At 43.7% G+C, this 17,197-nt stretch carries 12 protein-coding genes and 8 tRNA genes; 7 read left to right on the forward strand and 13 right to left on the reverse strand.

The annotated features are described in order from the left end of the window. Positions 1 to 634 precede the first annotated feature (634 nt). From SWP_RS17375 to SWP_RS17425, 11 genes are all read right to left on the reverse strand, one after another. A tRNA-Gln gene (locus tag SWP_RS17375) sits at positions 635 to 709 on the reverse strand. Positions 710 to 739: 30 nt separating this feature from the next. Then, a tRNA-Leu gene (locus SWP_RS17380) sits at positions 740 to 824 on the reverse strand. Positions 825 to 924: 100 nt separating this feature from the next. Continuing rightward, positions 925 to 999: transfer RNA gene (locus SWP_RS17385), tRNA-Gln, on the reverse strand. A gap of 50 nt (positions 1,000 to 1,049) precedes the next feature. After that, positions 1,050 to 1,134 (reverse strand) — tRNA-Leu (locus tag SWP_RS17390). 126 nt (positions 1,135 to 1,260) lie between these two features. Beyond that, a tRNA-Met gene (locus tag SWP_RS17395) sits at positions 1,261 to 1,337 on the reverse strand. 5 nt (positions 1,338 to 1,342) lie between these two features. Continuing rightward, positions 1,343 to 1,417 (reverse strand) — tRNA-Gln (locus SWP_RS17400). Positions 1,418 to 1,467: 50 nt separating this feature from the next. After that, positions 1,468 to 1,552, reverse strand: a tRNA-Leu gene (locus SWP_RS17405). Between the two features lie 137 nt (positions 1,553 to 1,689). Beyond that, a tRNA-Met gene (locus tag SWP_RS17410) sits at positions 1,690 to 1,766 on the reverse strand. Positions 1,767 to 2,128: 362 nt separating this feature from the next. Next, positions 2,129 to 3,220, reverse strand: a complete 1,092-nt coding sequence (gene ychF / locus SWP_RS23985) for a redox-regulated ATPase YchF (protein WP_020913920.1) — start codon at positions 3,218 to 3,220, stop codon at positions 2,129 to 2,131. Between the two features lie 51 nt (positions 3,221 to 3,271). Next, on the reverse strand, positions 3,272 to 3,856 hold the full coding sequence (gene pth / locus SWP_RS23990; protein ID WP_044556503.1) for an aminoacyl-tRNA hydrolase: 585 nt from the start codon (positions 3,854 to 3,856) through the stop codon (positions 3,272 to 3,274). 226 nt (positions 3,857 to 4,082) lie between these two features. Next, a complete protein-coding gene (locus tag SWP_RS17425) occupies positions 4,083 to 5,225 on the reverse strand; it encodes an FAD-dependent monooxygenase (RefSeq protein ID WP_420804973.1) in 1,143 nt (380 codons plus the stop codon). 642 nt (positions 5,226 to 5,867) lie between these two features. Between SWP_RS17425 and SWP_RS17430 the strand changes: the two genes are divergently transcribed. The 6 genes from SWP_RS17430 to lnt all read left to right on the forward strand — a co-directional run bounded on the left by SWP_RS17430 (position 5,868) and on the right by lnt (position 11,866). Beyond that, positions 5,868 to 6,182, forward strand: a complete 315-nt coding sequence (locus SWP_RS17430; protein WP_020913923.1) for a hypothetical protein — start codon at positions 5,868 to 5,870, stop codon at positions 6,180 to 6,182. 95 nt (positions 6,183 to 6,277) lie between these two features. Further along, positions 6,278 to 7,705 carry a tRNA (N6-isopentenyl adenosine(37)-C2)-methylthiotransferase MiaB gene (miaB, locus tag SWP_RS17435; protein ID WP_044556051.1) on the forward strand — a complete coding sequence of 476 codons (1,428 nt, stop codon included), beginning with the start codon at positions 6,278 to 6,280 and terminating at the stop codon, positions 7,703 to 7,705. 162 nt (positions 7,706 to 7,867) lie between these two features. Then, on the forward strand, positions 7,868 to 8,908 hold the full coding sequence (locus SWP_RS17440) for a PhoH family protein (protein ID WP_020913925.1): 1,041 nt from the start codon (positions 7,868 to 7,870) through the stop codon (positions 8,906 to 8,908). Next, the gene (gene ybeY / locus SWP_RS17445) at positions 8,901 to 9,371 is read left to right on the forward strand and encodes an rRNA maturation RNase YbeY (protein WP_020913926.1); all 471 of its coding nucleotides are present in this window, start codon (positions 8,901 to 8,903) and stop codon (positions 9,369 to 9,371) included. The genes SWP_RS17440 and ybeY overlap by 8 nt, the downstream gene beginning before the upstream one ends. 27 nt (positions 9,372 to 9,398) lie before the next feature. Continuing rightward, positions 9,399 to 10,274: a CNNM family magnesium/cobalt transport protein CorC gene (corC, locus tag SWP_RS17450; RefSeq protein ID WP_020913927.1), complete on the forward strand. Its 876-nt coding sequence runs from the start codon at positions 9,399 to 9,401 to the stop codon at positions 10,272 to 10,274. Positions 10,275 to 10,309: 35 nt separating this feature from the next. Then, a complete protein-coding gene (gene lnt / locus SWP_RS17455) occupies positions 10,310 to 11,866 on the forward strand; it encodes an apolipoprotein N-acyltransferase (protein WP_020913928.1) in 1,557 nt (518 codons plus the stop codon). Positions 11,867 to 11,940: 74 nt separating this feature from the next. On the opposite strand, the gene SWP_RS17460 is transcribed toward lnt, so the two are convergent. Then, positions 11,941 to 13,683 carry a methyl-accepting chemotaxis protein gene (locus SWP_RS17460; protein WP_044556052.1) on the reverse strand — a complete coding sequence of 581 codons (1,743 nt, stop codon included), beginning with the start codon at positions 13,681 to 13,683 and terminating at the stop codon, positions 11,941 to 11,943. A gap of 293 nt (positions 13,684 to 13,976) precedes the next feature. Continuing rightward, positions 13,977 to 14,477: a zinc ribbon-containing protein gene (locus SWP_RS17465; RefSeq protein WP_020913930.1), complete on the reverse strand. Its 501-nt coding sequence runs from the start codon at positions 14,475 to 14,477 to the stop codon at positions 13,977 to 13,979. A 120-nt stretch (positions 14,478 to 14,597) separates the two neighbouring features. Here SWP_RS17465 and leuS point away from each other — a divergent pair, with 120 nt between their 5' ends. Then, the gene (gene leuS / locus SWP_RS17470; RefSeq protein WP_044556053.1) at positions 14,598 to 17,177 is read left to right on the forward strand and encodes a leucine--tRNA ligase; all 2,580 of its coding nucleotides are present in this window, start codon (positions 14,598 to 14,600) and stop codon (positions 17,175 to 17,177) included. Positions 17,178 to 17,197 lie beyond the last annotated feature (20 nt).

Below are 17,197 nucleotides of genomic sequence, written 5' to 3' on the forward strand. Positions count from 1 at the left end.
AAAATTGGACATCTAGGTTGGCGACTTGATTAGCACTAGCAGTATTGTTTGAGCAAAAAAACCTGAGCTGCTAACCAAAGAAAGGACAACTGTTAGTATCAATCAGTATCAGAAACGTAGAAATAGAAGTTAGATGATTAATACCAATTGCATTAAGTATTTGACCAGTTCAGAGCCCCTCAGTCTTTTCAATTCAAAGCGCATTGGTAAAGAAATGGTTGTTCCCTTTTAAGCCAATGCAAAGCAGAAGTGGAAAGACTGAGGGGCTGCACGTAGTGCGGCTGAGGTTAAACAAATTGGCAAAACGCTATATGCTTCGCTATGGGATTTGGATATACGACTAAATGGTCTATTTTGTTCCATACAAAATAAGACATTCCGGCCCTCCTTGGCGGTCAGATTTAGGAGGTACGAGACCAAGGATGGTCGAAGGTAGAATAATGCAGGAGCAATTATCGAGAGCGAAGCAGGATGCCAGAGCCGAGAATAACTATTAGCTCAAATCCCACTACTTAGCTACAACGTTTTGAATTCCCGCTGAATGGTCAAACTTGTTAATGCAATTGGTATAAATCGCAGTATTCACAAACCCTAAACGGCAAAAAGCCCGTCATATAGACGGGCTTTTTGTTTATGGCTGGGATACCAGGATTTGAACCTGGGAATGCCGAGATCAAAACCCGGTGCCTTACCGCTTGGCGATATCCCAATTAACTCTTTGTATCAATATAAAATTCGATGGTACGGGAAGAGAGACTTGAACTCTCACACCTTACGGCACCAGAACCTAAATCTGGCGTGTCTACCAATTCCACCACTCCCGCATCGAACTTTACTGTAGGTTTCCCTACTTCATCATTATAACATCTAGTAATAAATTACTGCTGTTATGCTGACAAGGTCAATAAATTAACCTTTTAAAAATGGCTGGGATACCAGGATTTGAACCTGGGAATGCCGAGATCAAAACCCGGTGCCTTACCGCTTGGCGATATCCCAATTAAAGCTTTGTAACTAATAATAAGCCTAAGCTCATTATTTTAAATAAATGGTACGGGAAGAGAGACTTGAACTCTCACACCTTACGGCACCAGAACCTAAATCTGGCGTGTCTACCAATTCCACCACTCCCGCACTGCATCTAGTTTACATCTTGATTAAGATGACTCATTTTTACATCCTGAGAAAGATGGTAGCCATATTGCCGGGACTTACGTACCGTTATTGCTACATACTCTATATTTTACATCCCGAGAAAGATGGTAGCAATGGCGGGACTTGAACCTGCGACCCCAGCATTATGAGTGCTGTGCTCTAACCAGCTGAGCTACATTGCCAAAGATGGCTGGGATACCAGGATTTGAACCTGGGAATGCCGAGATCAAAACCCGGTGCCTTACCGCTTGGCGATATCCCAATTAATCTTTCTTGCTAATAACAAGCCTAAGCTCATTACTTTAAAATAAATGGTACGGGAAGAGAGACTTGAACTCTCACACCTTACGGCGCCAGAACCTAAATCTGGCGTGTCTACCAATTCCACCACTCCCGCACTGCATCAATTTTACATCTAGATTAAGATGATGCCAATCATATTTCTGATTTAATAAATCAACTAATCGGCTATTCTCTATTTTTCATCTAGAGGAGATGGTAGCCATATTGTCGGGACTTAACATCCAGAGAAGATGGTAGCAATGGCGGGACTTGAACCTGCGACCCCAGCATTATGAGTGCTGTGCTCTAACCAGCTGAGCTACATTGCCATCTACTTATCTGTCCCTCTTGCTGAGGAACGGGGCGTATTATGCTTATTCAGCGTATGCAGGTCAACTGCTTTTTTTCGCTAATTTAAACTAAATACACTGTTAGGCTATTACTTCGCCAAACTGGGCAACAGATGTGCAATATATGCTAATTTAAAACAATTCGACCACAAAAAAGCTGTTCCAACAGTTACTCTATTGCTGAAATTAGAAAAACAGAATGCCCGAAATTCAACCAAAGCCGAAGCTTAGCCACCAAAATGAACAAACTGGTCTGCTATAAAATACAAACGCGGCGCTTGAGGATAAACCCAAGCGCCGCGTTTTTCGTCATTTATTGCGGCGATGGCGCCGCAATAAACTTATACGTTAAATAAGAAATGCATTACATCGCCATCTTTAACGATATAAGTTTTACCTTCAACACGTAGTTTACCCGCTTCTTTCGCGCCAGCTTCACCTTTATAAGTGATAAAGTCATCGTATGCCATCACTTGCGCACGAATAAAGCCACGTTCAAAGTCGGTGTGAATGACACCTGCAGCCTGTGGTGCACTAGCGCCGATTCGAACCGTCCAAGCGCGCACTTCTTTAACGCCAGCAGTAAAGTATGTCTGTAGGGTCAGTAGGTCATAACCAGCGCGAATAACACGATCAAGACCTGGCTCTTCTAAACCAAGATCGGCCATGAATTCATTGCGGTCTTCCGCATCCATTTCCGCCAGTTCAGACTCTATCGCGGCACATACTGCAACAACGACGGCGTTCTCTTCTGCGGCAATAGCGCGAACGGTATCTAAATGTGGGTTATTTTCAAATCCATCTTCAGATACGTTAGCAATGTACATGGTTGGCTTGATGGTTAGGAAATTCAAATAACCAACTGCAGCTAACTCTTCTTTCGTTAGCTCCATTGAGCGTAGCATTTTTCCTTCGTCCAATACTGGACGCATCTTCTCAAGCACTGCTACTTCAAACTTAGCATCAGCGTCTCCGCCTTTAGCACGCTTAGCTTGACGAGTAATCGCACGCTCACATGAATCTAAGTCAGCAAGTGCCAATTCAGTATTGATAACTTCAATATCGCTAGCAGGTGATACCTTATTCGCTACATGGACAATGTTGTCATCTTCAAAACAACGGACAACATGACCAATTGCGTCTGTTTCACGGATATTAGCTAGGAACTTATTACCTAGACCTTCTCCTTTTGATGCACCAGCAACTAAGCCAGCAATATCAACAAACTCCATTGTTGTAGGCATGATGCGCTCTGGATTAACAATCTCGGCCAATGCATCCAGTCTTGAATCAGGTACAGGCACAACACCTGTATTTGGCTCAATTGTACAGAACGGGAAGTTTGACGCTTCGATGCCTGCTTTAGTTAACGCGTTGAAAAGTGTTGATTTACCAACATTTGGCAGGCCTACGATGCCACATTTGAAACCCATATTGTTACCTTTATATCAATGAATCACTTAGAGCTAACTCCAAGTATTTGTTTATGCTTTAAAAGAATGCAACCTGTGCATCGCCTTTGCCATATCTTCGTTAAATAATATCTCTGTGGAGCGCACTGCTTCATCTATCGCGGCATCCATTAATTCTTGATCCGTTGGCGATGCTTTGCTGAGCACGTAATTGCTCACCTGATTTTTATCGCCTGGATGACCAATACCAATTCGTAAACGGTAGAAGCCTTTATCATTAGCTAACTTGGCAATAATATCCTTCAGACCATTATGACCGCCATGCCCACCACCAAGCTTAAATTTCGCCACCCCTGGCGACATATCTAGCTCATCGTGGGCAACCAAGATCTCTTCTGGTGCAATCCGAAAAAAGTTTGCTAATGCGCCAACCGACTTGCCGCTTAAGTTCATAAAAGTCGTCGGGATCAATAAACGCACATCTTTACCATGAAGTGTGGCTCTTGCCGTCATACCAAAGTACTTACTGTCTAATGTTAAGGACGCACCACACACTCTGGCGAGCTCTTCAACATACCAAGCCCCTGCGTTATGGCGCGTTCGTTCATACTGTGCGCCGGGATTTGCTAACCCAACAATAAGTTTAATATTGCTCATAATACTCAGTCTGTGTTTACTTATTGATGTTTTGCCGCCATTAGCCACAAAATTAAAAACGCGGCATTTTAGCACTCAAAATGCCTGCCAACAAATTATACGCAAAATTGGCCATTTCGTTATTGGTATATGAAGGCCAATTTAAGCATTTATTCATGCTTAACAAAGCATAAAAAAACGGAAAGCATCACTCGCTTTCCGTTTGCCAAGTTCGCTTACTAACGAATCAAAAACCCATGGCGTACTTCAGTACATACTTCTTAATTGGGCTATCTATATTCGCCAGTTTGAGTGCGCTATTTCTTAACAGTTTCAACGGTAAAATATCATTACTAAAGCTGGCATAAAACATATCCATGGCGGACATCATTAACTGATTATCGCGGTAACGACACCCTTGATATTGTTTAAGAACCTCAGAGTTCCACCAGCCTGATTCATTGTGCAGTTGAGACTCAATAGTTGTAATAAGTGCATCTACATCTTTAAAACCTAGGTTAACTCCCTGCCCCGCTAGCGGGTTTATGGTATGTGCAGCATCGCCTAGGATCACTATATTATCACTGTAGTAACGCTGTGCATGGCGACGGGTAAGTTTAAAGCTAGCTTTATTTACGACTGTAAAATCACGCTCTAGTCGCTCAGGAAAGTGTTGATCAATCTGTTTCTTCAGTGCCGTATTATTTAACTGTGACAACTGTGCAATCCGATTGGCATCATCATACCAAACTAAAGAAGCATTCTTACCTGGTAATGGTAATAAGGAGCGTGGGCCTTGAGGTGTAAATTGCTGCCAAGTAACATCTTGCTCATCGCTACCAGTTTCAATATTGATAAGCATCGCCGACTGAGCATAATCCCAACCTGTAATACCTATATTCGCCCATTGCCTAACATAGGAGTTAGCACCATCGGCGCCGATCAACAGTTTAGTCGAGAATACATGTCCGTCTTCTAAAGAAACGTCAATGGCATCATCACCATGACTACGTTGCAGTTGATTAATTTTAACAGGGCAATAGAGGCTAATATTGTCTAACTGCGTTATGCGCTCCCACAACGAGAGCTGAATTAAGCGGTTCTCTACAATATGACCAAGGTGTGAAGCGCCTATTTGGTCGCTGTGAAATTGGGTAATGCAGCCATCTAGCTCCCATGTTTCAAGACCTTTGTAAGCCACTTGACGCATAGTTTTCAAAAACTTCAATGCCCCCAAACGTGACAATAGTTCTTCAGATGCAGCACTTATAGCAGAGACTCTTAAGTCGAGTGGTTGAGAGCTTTCATAAGCTTTAGGGGCAAACGCTTCTACTACCGCAACAGTTAGCCCTAGCTGCGCTAAGCCAATTGCCGTCGCCGCTCCAACCATGCCGCCGCCAACGACAACGGCATCGTAACTATGGTTCTTATTTTTCAGCTGTTCCACAGAACTTAACTCCAAAAAGTAACGCCAGTAATTTTTATTGGTGCCAGTTTACACTCAAAACTCACCTATTTAATTTTTTTGAACCACAAAATTTGATCTAAAAGTTGTGTTTGTTTAGGGGCTGTAGATCTTTCGAGCTTAGTTTTTGTTCGAATTCAATTGTTTTAGTACAAGGCTTGAGCTTAGCAGGCTAAGCAAAACCTCGTCACGCATGCTAGTCATTAAAGAATAAAACCTTTCAAACGAGCCCGAAGGGCCGCGCTTGTTGGCTATTTTGACTTTGTTTTAGGTTATTTATGGCAAATGACTAAACGACTTAGCCTCCGCCTTATCAAAATAGCCAATAAGCTAAGGCAAAAACAACCGTGAAAGATCAACAGCCCTTTGCAATCCGCAAAATGTCTCTAGCAAATATGTCGTTTAATGTCTCCGCGCACTCTAACGTATTCAAATGTGTCTGAGAGCCAAATTACTAACAACTGGTTACATCCTGCTCATTCGCAGATTCAAACCATATCATAAACTCAAGTTGTCAAACCTATTACCTACAAGCCAATTACCCACAACGGAATGAGTGAGAATGATATGAAAAAGTCAATTTACGCGGCACTGATGATCATCATAATTAGCCCTTTTACGGCCCTAGCTGCAAATGACCAACAAGATATGGATCGTATGTCGGTCGTATATAGAGCGCCACTTGAGTACGCAGCTTATCAATATACAACTGAGGTACTGAGTAATTTTAACCTTCAATTACTTGCTGACATCTATATTCAAGCCCGCATGAGTAGCCTACAAATGGCCAAAGAACATAGCCTTATAAGCAATAAGCTCTCAATGGAACAACAGCATGATGAATCCTTAGCAAGTACAGGGGTAATGAGCTCAGCAGAATAAATTCACTCAAACATAGGCTAAATGCTAGCCAGCGGCTTGTATTAGCGTTAAAATATTGCGCTATTTTTTCGGTGCCTCTAGAGTGATACAAACTGATGAGTAAAAAACTCCATATTAAAACTTGGGGCTGTCAAATGAATGAGTATGACTCATCAAAGATGGCAGACCTTCTCGACGAATACGAAGGCTATGAGCTGACAGATGAAGCAGAAGAAGCGGATGTGCTGCTATTAAACACCTGCTCTATTCGCGAGAAAGCACAAGAAAAGGTTTTTCATCAGCTAGGGCGTTGGAAAACATTAAAAGACAAAAAGCCTGGGCTTATTATTGGCGTGGGTGGCTGTGTTGCTTCACAAGAAGGTAAAGCAATTAAAGAGCGTGCTCAATGTGTGGATCTTATTTTTGGCCCACAAACGCTACACCGATTACCAGAAATGCTTGATCAGATTAAAGATGGCAAGAAAGCGGTTATTGACGTTAGCTTCCCAGAAATCGAAAAATTCGATCGCCTACCAGAGCCACGAGCCGATGGCCCTAGCGCTTACGTATCAATTATGGAAGGTTGCAGCAAATACTGCTCTTTCTGCGTTGTACCTTATACGCGCGGTGAAGAAGTAAGCCGTCCATTAGACGACATCATTCTAGAGATTGCACAATTAGCCGACCAAGGCGTGCGTGAAGTTAACCTTCTAGGGCAGAACGTAAATGCCTACCGCGGTGCGACTCATGATGATGAAATCTGTACTTTCGCAGAGCTTCTTCGTTATGTTGCGGCAATCGATGGTATTGACCGTTTACGTTTCACCACCAGCCACCCAATTGAGTTCACTCAAGACATTATTGACGTCTACGAAGACACTCCTGAGCTCGTGAGTTTCTTGCATCTGCCAGTTCAGTCCGGTTCTGACCTGATTTTAACGCAGATGAAACGTGGCCATATGGCAATTGAATACAAGTCAATTATTCGTCGTCTACGTAAAGCTCGCCCAGACATTCAGATTAGCTCTGATTTCATCATTGGTTTCCCTGGTGAGTCAAAGCAAGATTTTGCTGATACTATGAAGTTAATCGAAGATGTTCAATTTGATCACAGCTTTAGCTTTATCTATAGCGCACGCCCAGGTACGCCTGCAGCAGATCTTCCTGATGATGTGACATTAGAAGAGAAAAAAGAGCGCTTAGCTATCTTGCAAGATCGTATTACCCAGCAAGCGATGCGTTATAGCCGCCATATGGTAGGCACAGTTCAACGTATTTTAGTCGAAGGCCCGTCAGTTAAGAATCCAATGGAGCTACGTGGTCGTACTGAGAACAGCCGCGTTGTTAACTTCGAAGGTAAGCCTGAACATATTGGTGGCTTTGTTGATGTAGAGATTGTCGATGTTTACACCAACTCACTTCGCGGTGTATTTGTTCGCGCTGAAGATGAGATGGATCTACGTCGCGATCTACGCCCATCAGATATTGTAGCGAAATATAAGCTAGATGATGCTTTGGGTGTCACTCAGTTTACCCCGTCTTAATCGACTGAATAAAAGCGGGTAAATAAGCTGATAAGGCGGCATCTTAGATGCCGCTTTTTTCGTCTCTATAACCATTAAAAAATACCATTCGCATTTATTGATTTTCGCTCGTAAACTAGAGTGCTAGCGTACAATTTTATTCTTAATATTTGGAGTTATTTCTTGTCAAATAAGTTAACGACGCTCAACCTGTATTTAGAGCCCGCTGAAACACGTAGATTAGTCTCTCTTTGTGGTCCATTTGATGACAACATTAAGCAACTAGAGCGCCGTATTGGTGTCGAGATCAGCTACCGTAACAATCACTTTCAGATTGTGGGTGCGCCGCAGAACTGTTTAACAGCCAATAACTTATTAAAAGAATTATATATAGAGACTCAAGCGGTAAGAGGCAGTACACCTGATCTTGAACCAGATACCGTGCACTTAGCCATTCAAGAAGCCGTCGCGCTTGACTTAGAAGCCCCTCGTGATGAGAAAGAGCTCTATATTAAAACCAAGCGTGGAGTGATTAAGCCACGTAACCCGAATCAGAGCGATTATGTACGTAATATTGTCTCCCACGATATTACCTTTGGTATTGGTCCTGCAGGTACAGGTAAAACCTATTTGGCAGTCGCTGCTGCGGTTGATGCACTCGAGCGCCAAGAGGTTCGCCGAATTCTTTTAACGCGGCCAGCTGTTGAAGCCGGTGAAAAACTCGGTTTTTTACCAGGAGATTTAAGCCAAAAAGTCGACCCATATCTGCGTCCTCTCTACGACGCACTCTTTGAGATGATGGGGTTTGAGAAAGTCGAACGGCTGATAGAACGTAACGTGATTGAAGTGGCACCGTTAGCTTATATGCGCGGCCGTACTCTAAACGACGCCTTTATTATTCTCGACGAGAGCCAGAACACAACGGTTGAGCAGATGAAGATGTTTCTCACGCGGATAGGTTTTAACTCTCGTGCCGTCATTACTGGAGACATCACTCAAATAGATCTACCTAAGCATCAAAAATCAGGACTTCGTCATTCAATCGAAGTATTAGGAGAGGTGAGTGAAATTAGCTTTAACTTCTTCCAAGCAAAGGATGTAGTTCGCCACCCTGTTGTTGCGAGAATTGTGGAAGCCTATGAAGCTTTCGACCTAAAAGCTCAGACAAGCAAAGGTAATAAAGACAGCCAATATCAACTACAGGAAGTGCCAAACCATGACTAATACCGCTACGAGTGTTGAGCTCGATCTGCAAGTCGCAGTTGAGGGCGTTGAACTTCCATCAGTACAAGAGATGGAACTTTGGGTAAAAACAGCGCTCAGAGATAGCATGGACCAAGCCGAGTTGACGATACGCATAGTTGATGTGGCGGAGAGCCAGATGCTCAATAGTACCTATCGTGGGAAAGACAAACCGACCAATGTCTTGTCATTTCCGTTTGAAGCACCACCAGGCATAGAGCTACCACTGCTGGGCGACTTAGTCGTTTGTGCAGCGGTAGTAAAGCAAGAAGCAATTGATCAGAATAAACCCCTTAACGCACATTGGGCACACATGGTTGTACATGGTTGTCTCCATCTGCTAGGGTATGATCACATTGAAGATATTGAGGCTGAAGAGATGGAGTCATTAGAGACCCAACTGATTGAAAGTCTTGGTTATAACAATCCTTATCAGGAGCAATAATTGACTCAAATGAGTCGATAAAAAACTATGAGTGACGATATCCCCCCGAGTACCAGCGCCCAAAAGAAGGGCTGGTTGGACAAAGTAAGTCAGTTATTCCAGGGCGAACCCCAAAATCGCGAAGACTTGGTTGATGTAATTCACGATGCAGAGCAACGTGAAGTGATCAGTGAAGATACCCGCGAAATGATTAAAGGTGTTTTAGAAGTTTCCGATCTTCGAGTGCGGGATATTATGATCCCACGCGCGCAAATCGTTGCACTTCAAATAGACAATACGGTAGAAGAGCTACTCTCTACTGTTATCGGCTCAGCACACTCCCGCTTTCCAGTAGTCAATGAAGATAAAGATCATATTGAGGGTATATTACTCGCCAAAGATCTACTTCAGTATGGCTTTAAAAATAGTGAAAAACCTTTTGAGCTTGGCCAAGTTATCCGCCCTGCTGTGGTTGTCCCAGAAAGTAAACGAGTCGATGTATTACTAAAAGAGTTCCGTTCTCAGCGTTATCATATGGCTATTGTTGTCGATGAATACGGTGGTGTATCAGGTTTGGTTACCATTGAAGATATCCTCGAAGAAATTGTCGGTGATATTGAAGACGAGTTTGATCATGACTCTGCAGAAGAAACGGAAATCAAGCAAGTTGCAAAGCAAGTATTTATGGTCAAGGCACTCACGCCTATTGATGACTTTAACGAAGCTTTTGCAACACAATTTAGTGATGAAGAGTTTGATACCGTTGGTGGTTTAGTTTCTCATGCTTTTGGCCATTTGCCAGAGCGTGATGAAAAGGTCACGATCGAAGGTATAGAGTTCAAAGTTGTTAATGCAGATACCCGTAGACTGATTCAACTACGTGTAAAATTTCCCGATAAAACTGTAAGCGAGAGTATTGCCTAGCAATAATCCGTCTACAGCCCCCATGATGAGGCAGTATGCTGAATAACATTCGGGCAGCCGCCCATCATACCTATCTTAGATTGGTGCTAGCCTTTGCGGCTGGTGCCATGACAGCCCTTGCTTTTGCCCCCTACTCATACTGGCCGTTATATTTAATTGCCATGGCATTTGCGCTGTATCAAAGTGCAGGCTTGTCAGCCAAACAAGGGATGCAATACTGGTTGAGCTTCGGCTTCGGCTGTTTTGCCATAGGCATTAGCTGGGTGCATGTCAGTATGGATACCTTTGGCGGCATGCCACTTATAGCATCAATCGCTTTAATGGCTCTATTGGCGCTTTATCTGGCGATATATCCAGCCATTACTGGCTATCTGCTACAAAAATTAGCCCCAACAACGAGTCTCAGCCGAAACTTAATGCTGTTCCCCGCGCTGTGGACACTCACTGAGTGGGCTAGAGGCTGGGTACTCACAGGCTTTCCTTGGTTATGGGCAGGTTACAGCCAAACACAAGGTCCGTTAAAGCCTATCGCCTCAATGACAGGAACATTGAGCCTAAGTTTTGTCGTGGCTCTGTTAGCGGGAGCAATGGCGCTTGCAGCGGCTAAACGCTGGCGAAGTATATTAGTCATTGTGCCTGTTCTTGCCATACTGACGCTTATCGCGCCACTAACCTCTACTGTCGAGTCTAAAGATGAAAGTCTTAGCGTAGCACTAGTGCAAGGCAATATTCCCCAAAGCATGAAATGGGAGCCTGATGCACTATGGCCAACCATGCTTAAATACATGGATCTCTCTAGAGCGGAATTTTCTGCTGATCTTATTGTGTGGCCAGAAGCTGCGATCCCAGCACCTGAGCATATGGTTAAGGATTTTCTTTATAATGCTAACCAAGCCGCCAATTTAAATAATAGTGCCATTATTACTGGCATCATTAGTCAACGTGGCAACCATTATTATAACTCTCTTATTGTTCTCGGTAATTACGGAGCGAAGCAGCAAGAGCAAGCCGATTATTATGGCGAAGAGCATAACGAGTTTAAAAAACACCACCTACTACCTATTGGCGAATTTGTGCCATTTGAGTCTCTACTTAGGCCCATTGCCCCCTTCTTTAACTTGCCGATGTCTTCTTTTAATCGCGGCGATTTCAAACAAGAGAACTTAAATGCTGTTGGTCATCAGATATCACCGGCCATTTGCTATGAAATAGCCTTTCCTGAGCAGCTCAGAGCCAACATGAATGACACTACCGATTTGCTGCTAACTGTTTCAAATGATGCATGGTTTGGTACTTCTAATGGCCCTCTGCAACACATGGAAATTGCACAGATGCGTTCAGTAGAACTCGGTAGACCGCTTGTTCGTGCAACCAATAATGGCGTTACAGCGGTAGTCGATGAGCACGGTAATATTACCCACCAGCTGCCGCAATTTGAAGCGGGAGTACTGACGGCGGATATTGCCTTGGTGAAGGGGCATACATTGTTTACCTATATTGGGCAGTGGCCGATACTTTTACTTTCAACTCTTCTGTTTGGCTTTGCTATGTTTAGTTCAATGAAGCGTTCTCGTTTCAATAAAAAGGGATAAACAGTCACAAAAAAACACCCGCATTAAACGGGTGTTTTTTGATATCAGCGAATATCCGCTACAGTGGGAAACAACTAAACAATGAACTGATTAAGCAGTGTTTCTTGCTCCTTAACTTGCTTCATTTGAGTAACCATTGCAACATCGGCCTGGTTAGCATTTTCAGCAACCTCAACTGTAAGATCTTTAATATTGGCAGTATTTTTATTCATCTCTTCGGCGACTTGGCTTTGCTCCTCTGCTGCGCTGGCTATCTGTAGATTCATATCTGTGATCTCTTGAATGCTTTGACGGATATCTTCGAGTGTATCGTTCGCCGTAGATGCTTTTTCTACAGTTTCTTTGGTCGTGCCGCGACTCTCATCCATGACGTTAACCACCGCAGCAACACCAGTCTGCAACTTCTCTATCTTATCCTTAATCTCAGATGTCGATTCCTGTGTGCGAGCCGCTAAACTACGCACCTCATCTGCAACCACGGCAAAACCTCGGCCAGATTCCCCAGCTCTAGCAGCTTCAATCGCGGCATTCAGGGCGAGTAAATTCGTCGTTTGATTAACCGCGACAACTCCGTTACTAACCGCTGTATCAGCTTGTTGAACTGCAAACGCTGCAGTTTGAGCGTTTGATGCCACCTCAGAAGCCGTTACCGCCATTTCATGCATTGCTGTAGCCAATTGCTCAACTTCTTGAGTTTGCCGTTCCATAGCTCGAGAAGCAGCCAGAGCGCCTTCTGCAGTCATCTCTGTGCCCTGAGCTACTTCCCCACCAATGACCTTAACTTGTTGAATTAACTTCTGGAGTTTAATGACAAAACTATTGAAGCTACCGGCTAGGCTTGCAAACTCTACATCTGAGTCAGTGCTCAAGCGTCGAGTCAAATCCCCTTCGCCTGATGCTACATCTTTCATCGCCTCATTTAATACGTCCAATGGCTTCATCATATGCCTAATAAATCCAGCCATGACGAGTGTCGCCAATACCAAAGCCAGTAAAGAGTAGAAAATCGCATCACCGCGCAGCCTATCAGCAGCGGCATAGATAACCTCTTCATCAAGCACAATACCTAAGCTCCAATCCAAACCCGATAAAGGGGTGAAGATGACACTGTGCGTTTTGCCATTGATACTAATATGAGCTGTTTGCTGATTTATATCTAATTGGCGACCAAAGACCTCGCTCATTGGCTTGCCATTTTTGCTTGCATCAGGATAAGCAATAAAATTCCCATTATTACCCACAATAAAAGCGTGACCAGCACCAAATAAGTTAGCCTGATTACTAATATCAGCAAGTGATCTTAGGCTGATGTCAGCGAACAAGGCTCCTTTAAATTCACCATTACTGAATAGAGGAGCTGCTGCCGATACTAAGATCTCGCCCGAGCTAGCGTCAGCATATGGTTCGGTAAATAGTTGCTTGCCTTTTTGCTTCACCTCTTGGTACCACATTCTTGTGCGAGGATCATAATTCTGTGGTTGCCAGCTAGATTCATTACCAACAAAATGTCCAGATTCAAGTCCCATACCCGCTAAGATAAAATGCTCTTTTATCACAGGTTGACCCAACACTTTTTGAAAATGTTCATCCGATAAATCAGACTCGAATAGGGAAACCGCTAAACGGGTGAGATCAGATTTCTCAGCCATTACGGCCTCAATATTATTTTTCATCGAGTCTGCTAGCTCAGCCACACTCTGACTCACTTGGTCATTGATCTGTTGCTTAACTTGGAAGTACTGGTAGCTAGACAAGCCTCCCAGTGACAAAATAAGGATTAAACTCGCGCTTATGACAATTTTATGGACAAACTTCATTAACAACCCCAAAACTAACGATGCTCACTAAAATCTAAAGTTCGCACCTACAGCTACGCAGCCTAAACAACTCCCTATGTATAGCCACAAATTAATATCATGCATTTCTAACATGATCATCGGCTACTCTTTAAGAGATCTTTAGTTAATTGTCACAAAAAAGTTTAATTAATTCGATTTTAAGTTAGAAAACAACAAAGTAAGCAGAATAAAATATTAAAAAACCGCATTACTGTTTAAGTAATGCGGCTAAGTTTGGCCAGCAATAGCGACTGAATAATGCAAAGTGTTAACTATGGCGCTAAGGCTTCTCGAGTAAACTCACCGTTGTCGCACTCGGTGCAATCAGAAACTACGCCAGGAAACTCTATTTTGGCTTCATGGCCACACGCGGTACAAACCATGGTTCCCTGGCCTACTATTTCACCTGTTTCATAGTAGCCATGATGCTTAAAGTCCTGGGCAACTTCATGCCACTCCACCTGACTTCTATCGGTAATTTCGCTGAGCCAATGCCATAAAGTGTTCTCTACTGTGATCATTGTCGGGCTATGACTAAGGTCGGTAGCATTTTTCTCTTGTAAAAAACTGGCAATATCACGTTTTAAAAATTGTTCAACCAAAGCCAACTCTTCAGCTTTGGCTTGCTCTTTGATGGCTAAGAATTCTTTACTGCTTTGGGTCTGCTGGTACAAACTCTTTACAGTCAATGAGTTATCATCACTATATTGAGCTTTTATCTGTTGAATAAGCGCCTCATAAAGCGAAAGTAACTCAGTACTTTTATCACTCATAGTAAATACTCCTTCTACGAACCTTTTTAATGACTCACTTCTAGTTTATTCTATGTCGATATAACTCGCGCAGAAATAGCGCGAGATCAAACAATAGGCGGCATGGCCGGAAATAGATTGATGCAAGAGCAATATACTCCTTCTGAAATTGAAGCAAAAGTGCAACAGCACTGGAAAGATGAAAAGACATTTGAAGTTACCGAAGATGCGAACAAAGAAAAGTTTTACTGCCTTTCTATGTTTCCATACCCTTCAGGTCGACTACACATGGGCCATGTACGTAACTACACCATAGGTGATGTAGTCGCACGTTACCAGCGCCTGCAAGGCAAAAATGTTCTACAACCTATTGGTTGGGACTCATTTGGTCTGCCTGCTGAAAACGCAGCGATTAAGAACAACACCGCACCAGCCCCATGGACCTATGAGAACATAGACTACATGAAGAACCAGCTTAAAATGCTTGGTTTTGGTTATGACTGGTCACGTGAAATTGCCACTTGTACGCCAGAGTACTACCGCTGGGAACAATGGTTCTTCACTAAGCTGTATGAAAAAGGTTTGGTTTATAAGAAGACTGCCAACGTAAACTGGTGTCCAAATGATGAAACCGTGCTTGCGAACGAGCAAGTTATCGACGGCTGCTGCTGGCGCTGTGATACTACCGTTGAGCAGAAAGAGATCCCACAGTGGTTTATTAAAATTACTGAGTATGCCGACGAGCTTCTAAAGGATATCGACCAGCTCGATGAGTGGCCAGAGCAAGTTAAGACCATGCAACGTAACTGGATTGGTCGTAGTGAAGGCATAGAGATGACCTTCCAAGTTGCCGATAGCGACCAAAGCTTTGATATCTACACCACACGACCAGATACTGTTATGGGTGTCACCTACGTGGCTATTGCTGCAGCACACCCTCTTGCGAAGCAAGCTGCTGCCAACAATCCTGCATTAGCTGAGTTTATCGAAGAGTGTAATAACGCCGATACCACTGAAGCGGCTATGGCTGCAATGGAAAAGAAAGGCGTTGCTACAGGCCTTAATGCAATCCACCCACTGACAGGTAAAGAAGTGCCTATTTGGGTCGGTAACTTTGTCTTAATGAACTACGGTACTGGTGCAGTAATGTCTGTACCTGCACACGACCAACGTGATTACGAGTTCGCTAAGAAGTACGGCCTCACTATTGAAGGCGTCGTTAAACCTGCTGATAGCGATCTCGATATTAGCGAAGAAGCCTACACTGAAAAAGGTGTACTGTTTAACTCAGGTGAGTTCGATGGTCTAGACTTCCAAGCTGCTTTTGACGCAATTGATGCCAAACTGAGTGCTGAAGGTAAAGGTAAGCGCCAAGTGAACTTCCGTCTACGTGACTGGGGAGTTTCACGTCAACGTTACTGGGGCGCACCAATTCCTATGGTGACTCTGGCTGACGGTACTGTGATGCCTACACCAGAAGAGCAGCTGCCAGTTATCTTGCCTGAAGATGTGGTTATGGATGGTATTCAGAGCCCAATCAAAGCCGACAAAGAGTGGGCTAAGACCACGATTAACGGCCAAGAAGCGTTCCGTGAAACCGATACCTTTGACACCTTTATGGAATCGTCTTGGTATTACGCTCGTTACTGTAGCCCAGATGCAGACGAGATGCTTGATCCTGCTAAAGCAAACTACTGGCTGCCGGTCGATCAATACATTGGTGGCATCGAGCATGCTTGTATGCACTTATTGTATTTCCGTTTCTTCCATAAATTGCTCCGTGATACTGGACTGGTAAACTCAGACGAGCCAGCTAAACGACTACTGACTCAAGGTATGGTATTAGCCGATGCTTACTACTATAACAATGAGAAAGGTGCACGCGTTTGGGTTGCTCCAAGTGATGTGACTGTACTTGAGACTGATGATAAAGGCCGTACCGTAAAAGCTGTTGATAGCGAAGGTAATGAGCTGGTTTACACAGGCATGAGCAAGATGTCTAAGTCTAAGAATAACGGTATCGACCCACAAGAGATGGTTGATAAATACGGTGCTGACACCGTTCGTTTATTCATGATGTTCGCAGCGCCACCAGAGCTAACGCTTGAGTGGCAAGAGTCGAGTGTTGAGGGTGCACACCGCTTTATTAAACGTTTGTGGAAAACCGCGCACGATCATATTGCAGCGGGCCCAACTGTAGCACTTGATATTAAATCACTTAATGCTGGCCAAAAAGAGCTGCGTCGTGAGCTTCACAAGACCATCGCTAAAGTGGGTGATGATATTGAACGTCGTCAAATGTTCAACACAGCCATTGCATCAGTCATGGAGTTGATGAACCGCTTACAGAAAGCGCCAACTGATTCAGAGCAAGACAGAGCATTAATGCAAGAAGCATTAAGTGCTGTCACGCGTCTGCTTTACCCTATCATTCCTCACACTAGCTTTAGCTTGTGGAATGAACTTGGTAATACGGGCGCGATTGAAGACGTGCTATGGCCAGAGGTTGATGAATCAGCACTGGTTGAAGACAGCAAGCTAATTATCGTTCAGGTTAACGGTAAACTGCGTGCAAAAGTTACTGTTGCAGCAGATGCGAGTAAAGAAGCCGTTGAAGCAGCGGGTATGGCCGAAGAGGGTGTGATTAAGCACACTGAAGGCAAAACCGTTCGTAAAGTTATCTACGTACCGGGCAAACTGCTCAATATCGTCGCTAACTAAAGCAGCCCAATGCACTTTGC

The sequence above is a fragment of the Shewanella piezotolerans WP3 genome, assembly GCF_000014885.1.
GTDB classification, from domain to species: Bacteria; Pseudomonadota; Gammaproteobacteria; order Enterobacterales; family Shewanellaceae; genus Shewanella; species Shewanella piezotolerans.